Here is a 16,574-nt window from a genome sequence, read left to right on the forward strand (position 1 = left end):
GGCCGGAATTTTGGCGGAACCTATATGATTATCGCCACTTTGTGAACACGCTTAATATACGTCCTTTTGGGGCGATGTCGCGAAGCGTGTGGCGATGCGCGCCTTCAGCCGTTCGCGCACGTCTCGGTAGGCGTCCAGTATGTGGTCGCGGCTGCCCGTCACGGTCGTGGGGTCGGCCGTCGGCCAGTACTCCACCTCCACCGCCATCGAGCGGGTCAGTTCCAGCGCTGCGTGGTGCGCCTCGGGCGCGAGCGTCACGATGAGGTCGAAATAGTCGTCTTCCAGGTCCTCGATCCTGCGCGGCTCGCGGTCGGCAAGCGACAGGCCCTCTTCTGCAAGCACGGCGTCCACGAAGGGGTCGCGCTCGCCCACCCGCACCCCGGCCGAGGCGATGAAGGTGGAGGAAGGCAGCATCTTGCGCGCCAGAACCTCGGCCATGGGAGAGCGCACGACATTCATGCCGCACACGAACAGGATCGAACGTGGCTGGGAACCGCTCAGGACTAACCCCGCCAGTGCAAGACGCAGACAAGCGTGAAGACCCGCCGCGCCGTATCGAAATCGATGTCGATCTTGCCGGCCAGGCGATCCTTCAGTGTCTGCGAGCCTTCGTTGTGCAATCCCCGGCGGCCCATATCGATCGCCTCGATCTGGCTGGGGGACGCGGTCCGGATTGCTTCGTAGTAGCTTTCGCAGACCATGAAATAGTCCTTCACGATCCGCCGGAACGGCGTGAGCGACAAGATGTGGGTCACCACCGGCTCGCCATCTTCGCGCGTCACCGCGAAGACCAGCTTCGAATCGATCAATGAAAGCTTCAGCCGATAGGGGCCCTTGCCCTCGTCATGCACCGGCTGGAAGGAGTTTTCCTCGATCAGGTCGAAGATCGCCACCGCCCTCTCGTGCTCGATGTCAGGCGTCGAGCGGCCAATCGATTCGTCGAGCTCGACGTCGATCAGTCTTGAGCGCTGGCGGGCGGTGTCGCGCATTCCTCCACTCTACAGGTTCAGCCGGATCGCGACCGAGCGGCCATGCGCGTCGAGCCCTTCGGCCTTCGCCAGTGCAATCGCCGCCGGCGCCAAAGCCCTGAGCTGTTCGGGCCCCAGCTTCAAGATCGAGCTGCGCTTCATGAAGTCAAGCACGTTGAGGCCAGACGAGAAACGCGCCGAGCGCGCGGTAGGCAGAACGTGGTTGGGCCCGCCCACGTAATCGCCGATGACTTCGGGGGTGTGGCGCCCGAGGAAGAAGGAGCCGGCGTTGCGGATCCTGGGCAGCATCGCCTCCGGATCGGCAATCGCCAGCTCGAGGTGCTCGGCGGCGATCCGGTTTGCCAGCGGCACGGCCTCTTCGAGGTCGTTTACCAGGATCATTGCGCCGAAGTCGCGCCAGCTCGCAGCGGCGGTTTCGGCCCGCGACAGCGACTCAAGCTGTCGGTGCACTGCGTTTTCCACCGCGGCGGCAAAGGCTGCGTCGTCGGTCACGAGGATCGACTGAGCGGCGGCGTCGTGCTCGGCCTGCGCCAGAAGGTCGGCGGCAATCCAGTCGGGATCGTTGTCGCCGTCGGCTATCACCAGCACCTCCGAGGGGCCGGCGATCATGTCGATGCCGACGGTGCCGAACACCTGCCGCTTGGCGGCTGCGACATAGGCATTGCCGGGGCCGACGATCTTGGCCACCGGCCGGACCGTCTCGGTGCCATATGCCAGCGCCGCCACGGCCTGCGCGCCGCCGACGCGATAGATCTCGTCAATGCCGGCAAGGTCGGCTGCCACCAGCACCAGCGGATTGATGACACCATGCGAAGCCGGCACCACCATTGCGATGCGCTCCACGCCCGCCACCCGCGCCGGCATGGCGTTCATCAGCACCGAGCTCGGGTAGCTGGCAGTGCCGCCGGGAACGTAGAGTCCGACCGCCTCGATGGCGGTCCAGCGCGAGCCGAGCTCCACGCCGAGTTCGTCGACATAGCGGTCGTCGGCGGGGCGCTGCCGCTCGTGATAGGCGCGGATGCGGTCGCGCGCAAAGGTCAGCGCCTCAACCGTGGCCGGATCGGCATCACGATACGCCTGCTCGATCTCCTGCCGCGACACCGCGATGCCCAGCGCGTCGAGGTCGGCCTTGTCGAATTTGCGGGTGTAGTCGACCAGCGCCTTGTCGCCCTGCTCGCGCACGGTTGCGATGATCTCGCGCACCACGGCCTCCACGTCGGGCGAGGCTTCGCGCTTGGTGGTCAGGAATGCCGCGAAGCGCGTCTCGAAGTCGGGGTCGGAGGTGCGAAGCGTGATGGCCATTTGGATTTCGAAGAACTTTCAGATTTGGTGGATGGGGCGGGAACTGGCCTGCCACGCGCCGACGAGATCGGCAAGCCGCGCCTCGATGCACTCGACCTCCAGCGCGATGGTGCCGCCGCCGGAAAAGGCGAGTTCGATGGTGCCGGCGGGCTCTTCCTTGCGGAGAAAGCGTATGGCCAGCAGCGAAAGCACGGTTTCGGGCTTTTCGCGGTCGATGCCGGCGGATTTGACGGAGAGCACCCGGCCGAAGTCGAGCACGCTCTTGCGGCGCTGGAACTGGCGGCGGAAGAAGCCGGTGCGGGCTTCCCAGGCAAAGCGGTTCATGGGCACAACGAAGCGGCGGGCGGCGGCTTCATATTTCAGCTCACCCACCTTCATCACGGCGTCCTGGACATGCGCCGAAACTATCTTCAAATCCTGTTCGTCAAGCGCGAGGAGTTTTAACTGGCCCATTTCCGCGTCAGCATCCATGCGAGGTGCATTGGCCATGTGTTATGCGGTCTTGGCAGGACACGCAACCAAAACACCCGCTTGTCGCCGTGCAAGCGCCAGAAATGACCGGAGCGGCCTCCGGCCAACCGCAGAGCTAGGACGAGAGCCGCTCGATGATCGCGCCGCAGCCGGAGAGCTTCTCTTCCAGCCGCTCGAAGCCACGGTCCAGATGGTAGACCCGGTTCACCACGGTCTCGCCCTCGGCGGCAAGCCCCGCGATCACCAGCGACACGGAGGCGCGCAGGTCGGTCGCCATCACCGGCGCGCCCTTCAGCCGGGCCACGCCCTCCACGATCGCGGTCTGCCCCGCCAGCGTGATGCGCGCGCCCAGACGGGCCAGTTCCTGCACATGCATGAAGCGGTTCTCGAAGATCGTCTCGGTGATCTTCGCCCGGCCATTGGCCATGGTCATCAGCCCCATGAACTGCGCCTGCAGGTCGGTGGGGAAGCCGGGGAACGGCTCGGTGATCACATCGACGGGCTCGATGGCGACGCCGTTGCGGCGCACGCGAATGCCGTTTTCCACCGCCGTGACCTCGGTGCCCGTCTGCCTGAGCACGTCCAGCGCGTTCTGGAGCAGGTCGATGCGGCCGCCTTCCAGCACCACGTCGCCGCCGGCCATCGCCACGGCCATGGCATAGGTGCCGGTCTCGATACGGTCGGGAATGACCTGATGGCGCGCGCCCGACAGCGCCTCCACGCCCTGGATGGTGATGGTGGAGGTGCCGGCGCCGTCGATCTTGGCGCCCATGGCGATCAGGCATTCGGCCAGGTTCACCACCTCGGGCTCGCGCGCGGCGTTTTCCAGCACCGTCTCGCCGCGGGCCAGCGTGGCGGCCATCATCAGCACGTGGGTGGCGCCCACCGAAACCTTGGGGAACACGTAGCGATTGCCCTTGAGCCGGTTCTTCGCCCTGGCGAGAACATAGCCGTTCTCGACGTCGATCTCGGCGCCCAGCGCCTGCAGGCCGTCGATGAACAGGTCGACCGGGCGCGTGCCGATGGCGCAGCCGCCCGGCAGCGAAACGCGGGCCTCGCCCATGCGCGCCAGCAGCGGCCCGATGACCCAGAAGCTCGCCCGCATCTTGGACACCAGCTCGTAGGGGGCGGTGGTGTCGACGATCTGGCGGGCGGTGAAATTGATGGTGCGCGAATAGCCTTCGTGCTGGCGCTCGCGCCGGCCGTTGACCGAATAGTCGACGCCGTGGTTGCCGAGGATGCGGATCAGCTGCTCCACGTCGGCCAGGTGTGGGACGTTCTCCAGCGTCAGCGTATCGTCGGTCAGCAGCGATGCGATCATCAGCGGCAGAGCCGCGTTCTTGGCACCGGAGATGGGAATGCGGCCATTCAAATGATTGCCGCCGATGATTCTAATGCGATCCATGCGAATCATTTCTCCGGGGAAAACCCGGCTTGTCTGAATTAACGTTCGGCCCGTCTAGACCATGCTGAAATGCCGTTCAAGAACGGCTGATTCGACCGGCTGGCCGGACCGTTTGCACTATTTTGCCTTGGCGTCGTCCGGCTTGCGCGCCGCCGCGATGCCTTCCGGCCTGCTATCTGCCTCGCCGGTGCGGCGTGCGCGGGCCTGCGCCTTGCGCTTCAGCAGATTTGCACGCAATTCCTCGGCCAGGCGCGCCTTCTTCTGGTCTTGGCTAGTGGCAGGCATCTTGGTGTCTTTTGCGGTCATGGCGGCCGGCCCGAACGAGTCCCCCTGTTCCAGGATGAGGAACGAACGCAATACATACCATTGTGGCCGCGTCGTGTCCGACGAAAAACATCGTGATTACCCTTCACACATAGCTTGCGCTCCGGGGAATCATGTGGCAGAAGGCCCGCGCAATCGGATGCTGCCGTAGCTCAGTGGTAGAGCACTCCCTTGGTAAGGGAGAGGTCGAGAGTTCAATCCTCTCTGGCAGCACCATTCCTTCTCCAGCTAAGCTTTTTTTACCTTTCCCGGATGGGCTTGTCCCCGCCTGCAAACTGTGCAGCCGGGATGCCGGCGCAGTCCTGCAAACCAAGGCTTTCCGATCTGAATCGCGTGCGTCGGGTCCTGATTGCCCGGTGCGTGGATTTTTGCGAATCGCAAGCGGCGAATCGTGTCTCGCGAGAAATCGGGTTCGGCGCCGCAGCTTCGATTCGTGCTCGGCGGTACCAGCCAGAACAGAGATGGACTGCTGCAGTCATCCCCGGCTCGCAAGTCAGGTTATCTGCGGCGGGCTGTTCGGTTTTCCCTGACTTCTGTTCAGGCGGGCAGGAGCCTAGGGTCGCTCGATGCGAAGTCCGCCCGGCGGTTCGTATCCCTCGGGCTGTGCCAATGAAGGATGCTGGCATGATGAAGCTCTTCCTCGCCGCCACCGCGCTTTTCGCCATGACGGCCGTTGCTGCCGCCGGCAGCGGGAATGGGAACGGAAATGGCAATGCCGGCTCGTTCAACGGCAATGGCAATGGCAACAACAATTGGGGCTGGGGCAGCGGCAACAATAACGGCAACAACAACAACTGCTCGGGCAATGGCAACGGCTATGGCAACAATGGTGGCTCCAACCAGGGCAATGGCAACGGCAACAACAGCGATGGGTGCTCGCCCCTTGGCGGCGACTTTGGTGGGCTATACCTGGACTATGATTACGACGACTGACGCAATTCGTTGATCTTCGAGTCGCGGGGCTGGCCGGGCTCTGCGTAGCGTGGGGACGCCAAACGCTCCGCGTCCTTGTGCCAGTTCCCCTGATAAATTGTCCGGCCTGCTCGCCAGCTATGTCCAAAAGAATACGGCCGGAGCATTTGCCCCGGCCGCCAATTGCGCCATTCATATCTTGTCAGGCTGCCTCGTTGCGACGTTGCTGCGAGGCGATCATCTGCGCGATCGGCTGCAGCACCAGGTCGCGCATGTCGGCGCGCGCCAGAGCAAAGGCGACATTGGCCTGGATGAAGCCCTCCTTCGAGCCGCAATCGAAGGTGCGGCCGCGATAGGGATGAGCATGGAAGGGCTGGCTTTCGCAGAGCCGCCTCATGGCGTCGGTCAACTGGATCTCGCCGCCGGCGCCGCGCTCCTGGGTGTCGAGAAGCTCGAACACTTCGGGCTGCAGGATATAGCGGCCATTGATGTAATAGTTCGAGGGTGCTGCCGCCGGTGCCGGCTTTTCCACCATCTCGGTTACCGCGAAGCCGCCGCGCACAGCCTCGCCCTTGCCGACGATGCCGTATTTGTGGGTCTCCGTCGGGTCGCATTGCTCGACGGCGATGACGTTGCCGCCCGTCTGCTGGTAGAGCTCCATGGCGCCGGCCAGGCAGCCTCGTTCGCCGAACGAAACCATGTCGGGCAGCAGCAGCGCGAAGGGCTCGTCGCCGACGATGTCGCGTGCGCACCAGACGGCGTGGCCGAGCCCGTGCGGGACCTGCTGGCGGGTGAAGCTGATTGCACCAGCTGCCGGCTGCATCTTGCTCAGGCTTGCAAGCTGCTCCAGCTTGCCCGTGCGCTTCAACGTGTCCAGCAGTTCCGGTTGAATGTCGAAATAGTCCTCGATGACATGCTTGTTGCGGCCCGTCACGAAAACGATGTGCTCGATGCCGGCGTCAAGCGCTTCGTCGACGGCATATTGCACCACGGGGCGGTCCACCACCGTCAACATTTCCTTCGGCATTGCCTTTGTTGCCGGCAGGAACCTCGTTCCGAGGCCTGCAACCGGTATGACTGCTTTTCTTACTTTTCTCATTTCGCCATCCCTGTCTTGAGTGGACAAACTTGCCTGCCTCGCCCGGACGACCGGGGCGCCCCCGTCGAGTGCGAGGGCGGCTGAATTGTTTCTGGTTTGATTTCTGCGTTTGCCTGAAAGTGCCCCATCATGCCGGTCAGTCTCCCACGCGCGAACGAACCCGCTAGATTGGCGCCCGGGCCATAACGCGCTCCCGCTCAAAAAGGTTGCAGTGGGGCGTGTGCTCCGCGTTCGGCAGCCCGAGCCCGGATACACTCGGCAGGCCGTGGGGTCATGCGGCCGCGACGATTTTTGGGCTGATGTGGAAGCCTCGGTAGTAGCCAAAGAACGACCCCGGTGGCTTTCGGCGGCCAGAACGAGATGGACGTAATTGGCAAAATCTCGCAGGTGCGCAGGCAAACTGATATGTTCGAGAAATATGGTTGTATCCGTATGGATATATCGAGAGAACTCACATAGCTTGATTCCCGAACCAGATTCGCCAAAGGACGGGAACTGCGCCATGCGCACACGCAGAAGCTTCGGAATTCGTTTCGCCGCGGCCATCGGCTGCATGGTGGCCATGCTGCTAACGGCGGTGCCGGCATCGCAGGCCGCCGCCACCGTCGTGGTTTTCGCTGCCGCCAGCCTGAAGAATGCACTCGACGCCATCAACGCCTCTTGGCAGGAGGAGGGACACCAGCCGGCCACCATCTCCTATGCCGCCAGTTCGGCCTTGGCCAAGCAGATCGAGGGCGGTGCGCCGGCCGATGTCTTCATCTCGGCCGACCTCGACTGGATGAAATACCTTTCGGAAAGGAACCTCACCAGGCCCGACACCGAGGTGCAGTTGCTCGGCAACCGCATCGTGCTGATCGCGGCCAAGGATTTGACTGCCGAGACCACCATCGCGCCCAATTTCCCGCTGGCCGGCCTGCTGGACGACGGCAGGCTCGCCATGGCCGACGTCAAGGCCGTCCCGGCCGGCAAATATGGCAAGGCCGCGCTTGAAAAGCTCGGCGTCTGGTCCTCGGTTGAAGGCAAGGTAGCGCAGGCCGAGAACGTCCGTGCCGCGCTAAAGCTCGTCGCTACCGGCGAGGCGCCGCTCGGCATCGTCTACAAGACCGACGCCGTTGCCGACCCCGAGGTCAAGATCATCGCCACCTTCCCGGAAGACACGCATGCGCCGATCATTTATCCGGCCGCGCTGGCTGCTTCGTCCAACAGTGAGGACGCGGCGAAGTTCCTTGACTATCTGAAGTCGGCCAAGGCCAGGTCGCTGTTTGAGGAGCAGGGCTTCACCGTATTGGTGCCGGCTTCTGCAAACTGAGGCCGATGCAGGGTGATGCTGTTTTCCTCAACCCCGGACCGGGCTTTTGGGCTATAAGCGCGCCATGGTTCTCGGGGCGGAACAACGCGAGGGGTTGCGGGCATGAGCTGGTTCCAGCTTAGCCCCGAAGAGTGGATGGCTGTCCACCTTTCGCTCAAGGTTTCGACCTGGGCGATGCTGGTCAGCCTGCCGTTCGGCGTCGGCGTCTCGCTGCTGCTGGCGCGTGGCAGGTTCTGGGGCAAGTCGCTGCTCAACGGCATCGTGCATCTGCCGCTCATCCTGCCGCCGGTGGTCACCGGCTATCTGCTGCTCATCACTTTCGGCCGGCGCGGGCCAGTGGGCGCCTTCCTGGCCGAGAATTTCGGCATCGTCTTCTCCTTTCGGTGGACGGGTGCGGCGCTTGCCTGCGGCATCATGGGCTTTCCGCTCATGGTCCGAGCTATCCGCCTTTCCATCGAGGCGGTCGACCGAAAGCTGGAAGCTGCCGCCGGCACGCTTGGGGCCAGTCCGGCCTGGGTGTTCTTTACCGTGACGCTGCCGCTCATCTTGCCGGGCGTCATCGCCGGCATGATCCTCTCGTTTGCCAAGGCGATGGGTGAGTTCGGCGCCACCATCACCTTCGTCTCCAACATTCCAGGTGAGACGCAGACGCTTCCCTCGGCCATCTACACATTCACCCAAGTGCCGGGTGGCGACCTCGGGGCGCTGCGGCTGACCCTGGTCTCTATCGCCATCTCCATGACGGCGCTGGTCGCCTCCGAGGCGGTGTCGCGCCGGCTCGGCAGGAGGCTCGAGATCGAATGACGGTCGCGGTCGACATCACCCACCAGCTTGGCGGCTTCACGCTGGAGGCCCGCTTCGAAAGCGCGGGGCGGCTTACTGCGCTATTCGGGCCGTCCGGCTCGGGCAAGACCTCTCTGGTCAATCTGATCGGCGGGCTTGCGCGCCCCGATCGCGGGCGCATAGCCGCGCAAGGCCGCGTCTTCGTCGATACGTCCGAAAGACTGTTCGTGCCCAAGCACAAGCGCCGCATCGGCTATGTCTTCCAGGAGCCGCGGCTGTTTCCGCACATGAGCGTGCGCGCCAACCTTCTTTACGGGCGCTGGTTCGCGCCGGCAGGCGAGCGCTATGAGGATCTGGACCGGGTTGTCGACATGCTCGGCATCGGCAATCTGCTGGAGCGGCGCCCGAGCCGGCTTTCCGGTGGCGAGAAGCAGCGCGTGGCAATCGGCCGGGCGCTGCTCACCAGTCCGCGGCTGCTGCTGATGGACGAGCCGCTGGCCTCGCTGGATGAAGCGCGCAAGGCCGAGATCATGCCCTATCTCGAGCGCTTGCGCGACGAAACGAAGATACCGATCGTCTATGTCAGTCATTCCGTTGCCGAGGTTGCGCGGCTGGCCAGCGATGTGGTCGTGCTGTCGCGCGGCAAGGTCGCTGCCTTCGGGCCAACCGGCGCGATCATGCAGCGGCTCGATCTTTTGCCCGTGACGGAGCAGGCCGAGGGCGGTGCGGTCCTAGACATGAGGGTTGCCGCTCACGACGCCGAGTTCGACATGACTGTGCTCGCTTCCGCCGCCGGAGAGATCCGCGTGCCTCGCATCGCGGCTGGACCCGGCAGCATGGTGCGCGTTCGCATCCGCGCCCGCGACGTCATGATTGCCACGGAACCTCCGCGGGGCCTGAGCGCGCTCAACGTGCTTGCCGGCAGGGTTGCCGAGATCGGCGATGTCGATGCCGCCACAGTCGAAATCAGGCTCGACTGCAATGGCGAAAGCGTGCTGTCGCGCATAACCCGTCAGTCACTGCAGGCGCTGGGGCTTGTGGTGGGGCGTCCCGTCTTTGCCGTCATCAAGACGGTTGCCTTCGACCAGGAAAACTTGTCCCGTACCGGTTTGTTGCATGATATCTAGAATCCGAAAGGAATTCGAAGGCATGCCGTCTCTTACGCTGCGGATAAATCTCGACCCCGAGGGCAGGATCGGCCCCGGCAAGATCGAACTGCTTGAAAAGATAGCGGCTTTCGGCTCCATCTCGGCCGGCGCGCGCGCCATGAACATGTCCTACAAGCGTGCATGGGATCTTGTGGAGGAGATGAACAAGCTGTTCGGCAAGCCGCTGGTGGCGGCACAGACGGGCGGCAAGCATGGCGGCGGCGCCCAGCTAACCGCGGTGGGCATGACGGTTGTCACCCGCTTCCGCGCCATCGAGCGGGCAGCGCTCGCCGCCGCCGCGCCGCAGATGGCGGCGCTGCAGGCCGAAATCGAGGCGCATTGAGCCGCAGGCAGCGCCACTCGAAGCCCCGCGACGACCTGGCCGGGCCAATGTGCTAGAGTGTGACTGGACGCGCGGCCGTTTCCTTGGCAAGACGGGCACGTTTCCAAGCCCTCTTCAGACTTGCATCGGACCCGCCAATGACCAATGTCGCCCTCACCGGGCTTGCCCGCGATCTTGCCAAACGCGCCGATGAAGGCCGCCCGGTGCGCATCGGCGTCATCGGCTCGGGCGAGATGGGCACCGACCTTGTCACCCAGACCATGCTGATGAAGGGGGTCGAGGTCTGCGCCATCTCCACGCGCCGTCCGCATACGGCACATGCGGCAATCGAGATCGCCTATGGGGACGATGCGAAAGCGCGGGAGGCCGACACCCCGTCCAAGGTTTCTGCGGCCATCGAGGCCGGCAAGATCGCCATCACCTCCAACGAGATGCTGGTCACCAATCCGCTGATCGACGTGGTCATCGACGCCACCGGCAAACCAGGCGTTGCCGCCGACTTCGACCTCATGGCCATGGAGCACGGCAAGCACCTCGTCATGATGAATGTCGAGGCCGATGTCACCATCGGCGCCTATCTCAAGAAGCAGGCCGACCGGCTCGGCGTGGTCTATTCTGTCGGCGCCGGCGACGAGCCGTCGAGCTGCATGGAACTCATCGAGTTCGCCACCGCGCTCGGCTACACCATCGTCTCGGCGGGCAAGGGCAAGAACAACCCGCTCAACCATGATGCCGTGCCCGACGACTACCGCGAGGAGGCGGAGCGCCGCAACATGAACCCGCGCATGCTGGTGGAGTTCATCGACGGCTCCAAGACCATGGTGGAGATGGCGGCGATTGCCAACGCCACCGGCCTTGTGCCCGACAAGCCGGGCATGCACGGCCCCAAGGTCGACCGGGACGATCTGGCCAAGGTGCTTATCCCGCGCGAGGATGGCGGTGTGCTGAGCCGCAAGGGCGTAGTCGATTACACCATCGGCAAGGGCGTGGCGCCGGGCGTCTTCGTCATCGTGGAAGCCACCCATCCGCGCATCATCGAGCGCATGGACGATTTGAATGTCGGCAGGGGGCCTTATTACAGCTTCTTCCGGCCATATCATCTGACTTCGCTTGAAGTGCCGCTCACGGCCGCCCGCATCATGCTTTATGGCCGGCCCGACATGGTGCCGCTGCCGCGCCCGGTGGCCGAAGTCTGTGCGGTCGCCAAGCGCGATCTCGCCGCCGGCGAGACCTTCGACGCCATCGGCGAGACCTGCTACCGCTCCTGGACCATGACGGTTGAGGATGCGCGCGCCAGCCGCGCCGTTCCGGTCGGCCTGCTTGAGGGCGGCAAGGTGCTGAAGCCGGTGAAGAAGGGCGAACTGCTCACCACTGAAAACGCCGCACCCGACCCGACCACGCGCCTGTTCGAACTGCGCCGCAAGCAGGACGAGATGCTCTATGGCGGCGTGATGGCCTGATCCCCAGCTCTACTTGTCTGGGCCACCGGCGGGATATACGGCCTGATCGTCGAAGGACGACTGGCGATCCGCAACCCCTTCGTGGCGCTATAGCGCTACTTCCCCAGCTCGATCGATCTCAGCCGCGCGGCTTCCACGGCCTCCGTGACCAGCGTCTTCAGCCGGTCGCTGCCCATCAGAACGCCAAGGGCCGCGGCGGTCGTGCCGTTGGGGCTGGTCACCTGCTGGCGCAGAACGCCCGGCTCCTCTCCGCTCTCGGCGGCAAGGCTGGCGGCGCCGAACACGGTCTGCATGGCCAGCAGCTTGGCGGTGTCGGTCGGCAGGCCGGCATGTTCGGCCGCCGCCGTCAGGCATTCGATGAAGTGGAAGATGTAGGCCGGGCCGGAGCCGGACACCGCCGTCACCGCGTCCATCAGCTTTTCGTCGTCGATGGTCGCCACCGCGCCGCTCGCCGCCAGCAGGTCGTCGACAAACTGCTTGGTCTCGGCGGTCACGCGACCATTGGCGCAGACCACCATCATGCCCTTGCCGATGGCCGCCGGCGTGTTCGGCATGACGCGGATGACGGGCGTCTGGTCGCCGAGAATCTGCTCGAAGGTGGCAATCGGGGTTCCGGCCGCCACGCTCACGAAGCTAGTCGCGCCGTTGCCGAAGCGCGCATAGTCCGCCGTCACTTCGCGGATCACCTGCGGCTTCACCGCCAGCACCACCAGCCTGGGCGCCGCGCCGAAGGGAATGTCGGCGGCTGTCGCACTCGCGGCGGCACCCAGCTTCGTGGCGCGGGCGCGCAGCTCGTCATTGGGCTCGACCACGAAAGTCTCGGAAGGTTCCAGCTGCCCCGACTTCAGCCAGCCAGCCAGCATCGCGTAGCCCATATTGCCGCAACCGGCGAGCACCACTTTCACGGTCATTCGTTCCTCCTGAAAAGTCCCTATCCAATAGACGGAGTTTCGCGCTGGCGGAAGCGGTTGCGGGCGTTCATCGGCTGCGCCGGTTTCACAGCCGCTTGCTGAACGCGTTCGTGAAACTCACTTCGCCCTCGCTGCCCACGGCCTCGGCCATCACCACGTCCATGTAGTCATCGGTCACATGCACCACGGCGAAGCCACCGAGGAAGGCGGCTTTCGGCTTGAATATGTCGAGCCCATCGCGGCGGTAGATCATGGCCGTGTCGTGCTGATGCCCGTGGAACACGCCGACGACGTCGTATCCGGAAAGCACAGAGAGCAGGGCGCGTCTCTCCTCATCGCTCCACCAGTGCGGCGCGCCGGCGCCTTCGTCATCGAAGTGCCGTGCCGCAGGGTTCCAGCGTTCGAGCGAGAAAGGGTCCCAGCCATAATGCTGGAAGATGATCACTGGCCGCCCATCTCTGGCAAAGGTGGCAAGGTCTTCCTTCAGCCATGGCAGGCTGCTCACGGCGCCCTTCGCTGTATCGCCCGCGAAACGGTGGGTCTGCACCAGGTGCAGGCCGCCCCAGTCCCAGGAATAATTGTCGGAATGGAGATCATAGTTGATTGCCGGCACCGGCGGCTTGAAGACGACGCTCGGCCGGTGATTGAGCTCGATATAGTCGCGCATCTCGCGCCGATACCAGTCGACATGCGGCGGCGGCCCGTCCTGGTCAAGGTCGTGATTGCCGAGCCCGGCATAGACGGGGAAGTGCACGCGATCCGGCCCGGTGCCCTGCTGATAGCGTTGGCTGAACTGCAGCAGCTGCGTGCCTTCGCTGGGCGCCGTCACCTGGCCGCCGCCGTCGTCGGTCATGTCGCCGCCCACGATTATGCCGAGGGGCGTGTCGATTTCTTTGCCGGCGCTGGCAAGCCCGCTGGCCTTGCCGCCGATCTCGAGCGGCCATGTCCGTTCCGCAATCCGGTTGATTGCCGCGATATGACGCAAGAGGTTGGCGTCGGTCTTGCCTTCCTGTTCGCAATCTGGGCTAAGGCCCACTGCCATGCGGCAGGCATGCACATCGCTGATGAAGATGAAGGTCGCGTCGATCGGTGGGCGGGCCGCCTGAGCTTCGGCCCGGTGGTGCGGCCCCAGCAGCGGCAGGGCGGCCATTCCCAAGGCGCCGCCAATCAGGTCTCGCCGTGTGAGAGAAGGCGGCTTGCCGGCGTTCATCGTCGGGTCCTCGGGCTCGGTCTGCGTCAGGATGCGGCGCGCGGCCTAAGTTGGCAAGTTCAGCGCTTCACCCTGGTCGTCACCGGAAAGCGCGCCACAAGCCGCAGCCCGATGACGCTGAACACGAAGAACAGCCACACAGGGTCCGCGCGCCGGAAGAAGAAGCTTTCCAGGAATGCGTTCAGCGCGGTGAACAGCAGGATCATCATGAGGAAGTCGCCCAGATAGACGTTCTCCTTGAGGAGCGGGATGCGAATGTAGTCGCGCATGGGCGCGACGAAAAATGCATAGGCTGCTGCACACAGTGCGGGCAGGCCCATGGCGAGGGCGATGTCGAGATAGCCATTATGGCCGTGCACGATCTCGCGGATGTCCCACGCCCGGTCGAATGGCTGGTCCGAGTCCTGCACCAGAGGCGTGCCCCAGAAGCTCTCAAAGCCGTAACCGGTCCAGGGGCGCTTCGCGATCATCTCGCCTGCAAACTCCCACAGCGTGGTGCGACCGGTGTAGGTCAGGTCCGGCATGGCGTGGTGCACAAAATCGCGCAGCGGATCGATGAAGACGATACCAAGCGTGCCCACCGCGGTGCCTGCTATCGCCACCCCGAACAGGATCGGTGTCAGCAGGCGCATGCCGACAATGCCGGGCAGGACCACCAGAAGGATTGACAGCGGCACAAGTCCGGCCGTCGTCTTGGAGCCCGTGTTGATCATGAAGACCATGGCCGCCATGAGCAGGAACAGGCCACTGCCGCGCCAGCCGCGACGGACGAGGTAAAGCCCGCCGAAGCTCAGACAGGCCATGATTGGCCCGGCGATGTTCTTGTGCGTGAAAACCCCGCGCCACAGCCCCGCGTGTTGCGGTTCGGGCGAGGCGTATGTGTGCATGGCCGCGTTGGGAAACAGCACCAGTCCGGCATAGCTCAGCATCACCACGGTGAACCCTGAAAAGACGACAACCATCGAAAATGAGTCCGCATCGCGCGGAATGGCCAGGATCGTCGCCATCACCAGTATGCCGATGAGCGTGAAGGACGCCGCGCGCAGAGCGGCAGAAGGGTCGTTGGCATGCGCGACCGAAAGCAGCAGGAACGCAAGCACCAGCAAGAGGGACGGCGCGAAAAGCGCCGTCAGCACCCGCCGGTCGGTCATGGTCAGCAAGGCGAAGACCGAGATCGCGCCCAGCGCGCCGAAGCCCAACTGGTTGACGATGTCACCGCCGGTGCTCGCCAGTTCCGCATCGCCGTGGAAGGGCCGGAACGAGACCATGACGATGGTCAGCAGCAGCGAAGCGATCGCGGTGGCGACGCCTGTCCGCGAAAAGGCATCGGCAAGAGATGCCGAAGAGCCGGCCGGCTCAGTTTTTCTCAGGCTGGCGGTACTGCTCATTGGCATATCCGAAGTCGGCCATGACCCGGCCCAGCGCCACATAGACAGGGTAGAGCCCGATGGAAAGCGAGCCGGTGCGGGCCAGCCGAAGCGCGCCCCGCAGCGGCGATGCGGCAAGCAGCGCCAGGCTTTTCAAGAATACCTTCGTGTTCGCCAGCGGTGTGCCGGCGCGCTTCTTCTTCTCCACCAGCGTTGAGATGACGCCGTTGCGCAAGGCGCGTGCGCGGATCCAGTCGGGCTCCACGCGGCGCGCCGGTACGGCTTCGTAGACGGGCGCCTCGGCGCACCATGCAAGCTTGAAGCCGCGTTGCGCGGCCCGGCTCAGGAAGTCGGAATCGCCGCCGCCCATGAAGTTGAATCTCAGATCGAGGAACGGCGCGCCCATCGCCATCAACACGTGGCGGCCGATCAAGAGGTTGCCGGAAGAGTACAGCGCCTTCACGCGCCCGCTCTCGGTGTAGGCCGGCGCGAAGACCGGATGAGTGGCCCAGCGGTTGTGCTCGGGCCTGGCAAAAACCGGCACCTGCGGCCCGCCGACGATGTCGGCTTCGAGTGTTTCGGCGGTGCGGCACATGCGCTTCAGCCATTGCGGATCGGCGATCTCGTCGTCATCGATGACCAGCAGGTGGCGGAAGCGCGAAAAATGCCGCAGCGCGGTCTCCCAGCCAGCATTGTAGGCGCAGCAATTGCCGCGCTCATGCGCGATGATGACTAGGCCGGGAAGGCGGGCGGCCTCGAACAGCGGCAGGGCCGCAGCCGCTCCTTCGCGCGCCTCGGCATCGTTTTCCATGACGATGACGGCGAAGCGCCGGGTGGTCTGCTGGGCGGCGAGCGAATCCAGCGTTGCAAGCAGTTGCTGCGGTCGCCTGAACGTCGGCACCGTGACCACGACCTCCGCGCAATCGCCCTCGAGCGCCGGAGACCGGCCGGCGATCGAAACGGAAGCCTGGAATGGCGAAGGGTTCATGCGCAGGGTCCGCCTGTTCTAACGTCGCCTGCCATAGCATTGGTGCCGATAAGGATTGGTTAAGCCGCCCGAAGAGAAAATCTTTGCTTAACAGTCATTTAGAAGGAAGTTGCAGGCGCCCATGGCTGCATTCCGGCCATTCAGATGGGCGCGCCGGCACCTGCCGGCTGCGCCGCCTGCTATCTCGTCACCCGTCTTTTGGACTAGTCCAGCCCGGTCACGATCCCGCACAGGTCCTGCTCGCGAGGGCTCTGGGGTGCGCGACAATCTTCCTGAACCTGCTTGCGCTTTTCCGCCGGCATCTTGTGCCATTCCATCTTTATTTCCTCGGGCGTGCGCATCTTGGTCATTTCGCTGTCCAGATAGAGCGGCCCCACGATTTCGGGGTTGGAGACGGATCTCTGCCTGTCGGCCCCGCTCGAATCCGTGGTGTCGGACTCCGTGGTCGTTTGCGCAAGGGCGGTGCCGCTTGCCAGCGTCAGTGCCAGCGCGGCGATCGGAAGTAACTTGAAGGCCATGCCGTTTCCTCCTGGGGTTTGCGGTTCAGCGCCCG

General features: G+C 64.3%; 18 protein-coding genes and 1 tRNA gene. 7 read left to right on the top strand and 12 right to left on the bottom strand.

Going from position 1 to position 16,574, the window contains the following annotated elements; all coding sequences use genetic code 11:
* Positions 1 to 51: 51 nt before the first annotated feature.
* The 6 genes from ABLE86_RS05810 to ABLE86_RS05835 form a co-directional block, all read right to left on the bottom strand.
* Positions 52 to 516, bottom strand: coding sequence for a low molecular weight phosphatase family protein (locus ABLE86_RS05810; RefSeq protein WP_348778576.1), 465 nt, complete (start codon positions 514 to 516; stop codon positions 52 to 54).
* Positions 504 to 989, bottom strand: coding sequence for a UPF0262 family protein (locus ABLE86_RS05815; RefSeq protein WP_348777988.1), 486 nt, complete (start codon positions 987 to 989; stop codon positions 504 to 506). Before ABLE86_RS05815 ends, ABLE86_RS05810 begins: the two co-directional genes overlap by 13 nt.
* A 9-nt stretch (positions 990 to 998) precedes the next feature.
* Positions 999 to 2,291, bottom strand: a complete 1,293-nt coding sequence (gene hisD / locus ABLE86_RS05820) for a histidinol dehydrogenase (protein WP_348777989.1) — start codon at positions 2,289 to 2,291, stop codon at positions 999 to 1,001.
* Positions 2,292 to 2,309: 18 nt separating this feature from the next.
* Positions 2,310 to 2,744, bottom strand: a complete 435-nt coding sequence (locus tag ABLE86_RS05825; protein ID WP_348778577.1) for a DUF2948 family protein — start codon at positions 2,742 to 2,744, stop codon at positions 2,310 to 2,312.
* Positions 2,745 to 2,877: 133 nt separating this feature from the next.
* Positions 2,878 to 4,167 (bottom strand): UDP-N-acetylglucosamine 1-carboxyvinyltransferase, encoded by a 1,290-nt coding sequence (gene murA / locus ABLE86_RS05830; protein WP_348777990.1) that lies wholly within the window; start codon positions 4,165 to 4,167, stop codon positions 2,878 to 2,880.
* 117 nt (positions 4,168 to 4,284) lie between these two features.
* Positions 4,285 to 4,473 carry a hypothetical protein gene (locus tag ABLE86_RS05835; RefSeq protein ID WP_348777991.1) on the bottom strand — a complete coding sequence of 63 codons (189 nt, stop codon included), beginning with the start codon at positions 4,471 to 4,473 and terminating at the stop codon, positions 4,285 to 4,287.
* A 159-nt stretch (positions 4,474 to 4,632) separates the two neighbouring features.
* Here ABLE86_RS05835 and ABLE86_RS05840 point away from each other — a divergent pair.
* Together ABLE86_RS05840 and ABLE86_RS05845 are read left to right on the top strand one after the other, a co-directional pair.
* Positions 4,633 to 4,707: transfer RNA gene (locus tag ABLE86_RS05840), tRNA-Thr, on the top strand.
* Between the two features lie 408 nt (positions 4,708 to 5,115).
* Positions 5,116 to 5,424 carry a hypothetical protein gene (locus ABLE86_RS05845; RefSeq protein ID WP_348777992.1) on the top strand — a complete coding sequence of 103 codons (309 nt, stop codon included), beginning with the start codon at positions 5,116 to 5,118 and terminating at the stop codon, positions 5,422 to 5,424.
* Positions 5,425 to 5,605: 181 nt separating this feature from the next.
* Here ABLE86_RS05845 and ABLE86_RS05850 read toward each other — a convergent pair whose 3' ends face one another.
* A complete protein-coding gene (locus ABLE86_RS05850; protein WP_348777993.1) occupies positions 5,606 to 6,502 on the bottom strand; it encodes a UTP--glucose-1-phosphate uridylyltransferase in 897 nt (298 codons plus the stop codon).
* A 502-nt stretch (positions 6,503 to 7,004) separates the two neighbouring features.
* On the opposite strand from ABLE86_RS05850, the gene modA reads away from it, so the two are divergent.
* The 5 genes from modA to ABLE86_RS05875 all read left to right on the top strand — a co-directional run bounded on the left by modA (position 7,005) and on the right by ABLE86_RS05875 (position 11,545).
* Positions 7,005 to 7,811: a molybdate ABC transporter substrate-binding protein gene (gene modA, locus ABLE86_RS05855; protein WP_348777994.1), complete on the top strand. Its 807-nt coding sequence runs from the start codon at positions 7,005 to 7,007 to the stop codon at positions 7,809 to 7,811.
* A 102-nt stretch (positions 7,812 to 7,913) separates the two neighbouring features.
* Positions 7,914 to 8,615, top strand: a complete 702-nt coding sequence (modB, locus tag ABLE86_RS05860; protein WP_348777995.1) for a molybdate ABC transporter permease subunit — start codon at positions 7,914 to 7,916, stop codon at positions 8,613 to 8,615.
* Entirely contained in the window at positions 8,612 to 9,721 is a 1,110-nt protein-coding gene (gene modC, locus ABLE86_RS05865; protein WP_348777996.1) for a molybdenum ABC transporter ATP-binding protein, read from the top strand. The genes modB and modC overlap by 4 nt, the downstream gene beginning before the upstream one ends.
* A gap of 22 nt (positions 9,722 to 9,743) precedes the next feature.
* Complete coding sequence (locus ABLE86_RS05870; RefSeq protein ID WP_348777997.1) at positions 9,744 to 10,085, top strand: winged helix-turn-helix domain-containing protein; 342 nt, start codon at positions 9,744 to 9,746, stop codon at positions 10,083 to 10,085.
* A gap of 137 nt (positions 10,086 to 10,222) precedes the next feature.
* The gene (locus ABLE86_RS05875; protein ID WP_348777998.1) at positions 10,223 to 11,545 is read left to right on the top strand and encodes an NAD(P)H-dependent oxidoreductase; all 1,323 of its coding nucleotides are present in this window, start codon (positions 10,223 to 10,225) and stop codon (positions 11,543 to 11,545) included.
* Between the two features lie 95 nt (positions 11,546 to 11,640).
* Here ABLE86_RS05875 and proC read toward each other — a convergent pair whose 3' ends face one another.
* The 5 genes from proC to ABLE86_RS05900 form a co-directional block, all read right to left on the bottom strand.
* On the bottom strand, positions 11,641 to 12,456 hold the full coding sequence (gene proC / locus ABLE86_RS05880) for a pyrroline-5-carboxylate reductase (RefSeq protein ID WP_348777999.1): 816 nt from the start codon (positions 12,454 to 12,456) through the stop codon (positions 11,641 to 11,643).
* An 85-nt stretch (positions 12,457 to 12,541) separates the two neighbouring features.
* Positions 12,542 to 13,666 (bottom strand): metallophosphoesterase, encoded by a 1,125-nt coding sequence (locus ABLE86_RS05885; protein ID WP_348778000.1) that lies wholly within the window; start codon positions 13,664 to 13,666, stop codon positions 12,542 to 12,544.
* 59 nt (positions 13,667 to 13,725) lie between these two features.
* Positions 13,726 to 15,054 carry an O-antigen ligase gene (locus tag ABLE86_RS05890; protein WP_348778001.1) on the bottom strand — a complete coding sequence of 443 codons (1,329 nt, stop codon included), beginning with the start codon at positions 15,052 to 15,054 and terminating at the stop codon, positions 13,726 to 13,728.
* Positions 15,023 to 16,021: a glycosyltransferase gene (locus tag ABLE86_RS05895; RefSeq protein WP_348778002.1), complete on the bottom strand. Its 999-nt coding sequence runs from the start codon at positions 16,019 to 16,021 to the stop codon at positions 15,023 to 15,025. Before ABLE86_RS05895 ends, ABLE86_RS05890 begins: the two co-directional genes overlap by 32 nt.
* Positions 16,022 to 16,224: 203 nt before the next feature.
* Positions 16,225 to 16,539 (bottom strand): hypothetical protein, encoded by a 315-nt coding sequence (locus tag ABLE86_RS05900; protein ID WP_348778003.1) that lies wholly within the window; start codon positions 16,537 to 16,539, stop codon positions 16,225 to 16,227.
* Between the last annotated feature and the right edge of the window lie 35 nt (positions 16,540 to 16,574).

The sequence above is a fragment of the Mesorhizobium sp. KR2-14 genome, from assembly GCF_040049255.1.
Lineage (GTDB): Bacteria > Pseudomonadota > Alphaproteobacteria > Rhizobiales > Rhizobiaceae > Pseudaminobacter.

Bases quoted from the DNA above. Each gene is read 5' to 3' on its own strand.
- ABLE86_RS05815 (WP_348777988.1), bottom strand. From the start codon at position 989: ATGCGCGACACCGCCCGCCAGCGCTCAAGACTGATCGACGTCGAGCTC.
- hisD (WP_348777989.1), bottom strand. From the start codon at position 2,291: ATGGCCATCACGCTTCGCACCTCCGACCCCGACTTCGAGACGCGCTTC.
- ABLE86_RS05825 (WP_348778577.1), bottom strand. From the start codon at position 2,744: ATGGGCCAGTTAAAACTCCTCGCGCTTGACGAACAGGATTTGAAGATA.
- murA (WP_348777990.1), bottom strand. From the start codon at position 4,167: ATGGATCGCATTAGAATCATCGGCGGCAATCATTTGAATGGCCGCATT.
- ABLE86_RS05835 (WP_348777991.1), bottom strand. From the start codon at position 4,473: ATGACCGCAAAAGACACCAAGATGCCTGCCACTAGCCAAGACCAGAAG.
- ABLE86_RS05845 (WP_348777992.1), top strand. From the start codon at position 5,116: ATGATGAAGCTCTTCCTCGCCGCCACCGCGCTTTTCGCCATGACGGCC.
- ABLE86_RS05850 (WP_348777993.1), bottom strand. From the start codon at position 6,502: ATGAGAAAAGTAAGAAAAGCAGTCATACCGGTTGCAGGCCTCGGAACG.
- modA (WP_348777994.1), top strand. From the start codon at position 7,005: ATGCGCACACGCAGAAGCTTCGGAATTCGTTTCGCCGCGGCCATCGGC.
- modB (WP_348777995.1), top strand. From the start codon at position 7,914: ATGAGCTGGTTCCAGCTTAGCCCCGAAGAGTGGATGGCTGTCCACCTT.
- modC (WP_348777996.1), top strand. From the start codon at position 8,612: ATGACGGTCGCGGTCGACATCACCCACCAGCTTGGCGGCTTCACGCTG.
- ABLE86_RS05870 (WP_348777997.1), top strand. From the start codon at position 9,744: ATGCCGTCTCTTACGCTGCGGATAAATCTCGACCCCGAGGGCAGGATC.
- ABLE86_RS05875 (WP_348777998.1), top strand. From the start codon at position 10,223: ATGACCAATGTCGCCCTCACCGGGCTTGCCCGCGATCTTGCCAAACGC.
- proC (WP_348777999.1), bottom strand. From the start codon at position 12,456: ATGACCGTGAAAGTGGTGCTCGCCGGTTGCGGCAATATGGGCTACGCG.
- ABLE86_RS05885 (WP_348778000.1), bottom strand. From the start codon at position 13,666: ATGAACGCCGGCAAGCCGCCTTCTCTCACACGGCGAGACCTGATTGGC.
- ABLE86_RS05890 (WP_348778001.1), bottom strand. From the start codon at position 15,054: ATGAGCAGTACCGCCAGCCTGAGAAAAACTGAGCCGGCCGGCTCTTCG.
- ABLE86_RS05895 (WP_348778002.1), bottom strand. From the start codon at position 16,021: ATGAACCCTTCGCCATTCCAGGCTTCCGTTTCGATCGCCGGCCGGTCT.
- ABLE86_RS05900 (WP_348778003.1), bottom strand. From the start codon at position 16,539: ATGGCCTTCAAGTTACTTCCGATCGCCGCGCTGGCACTGACGCTGGCA.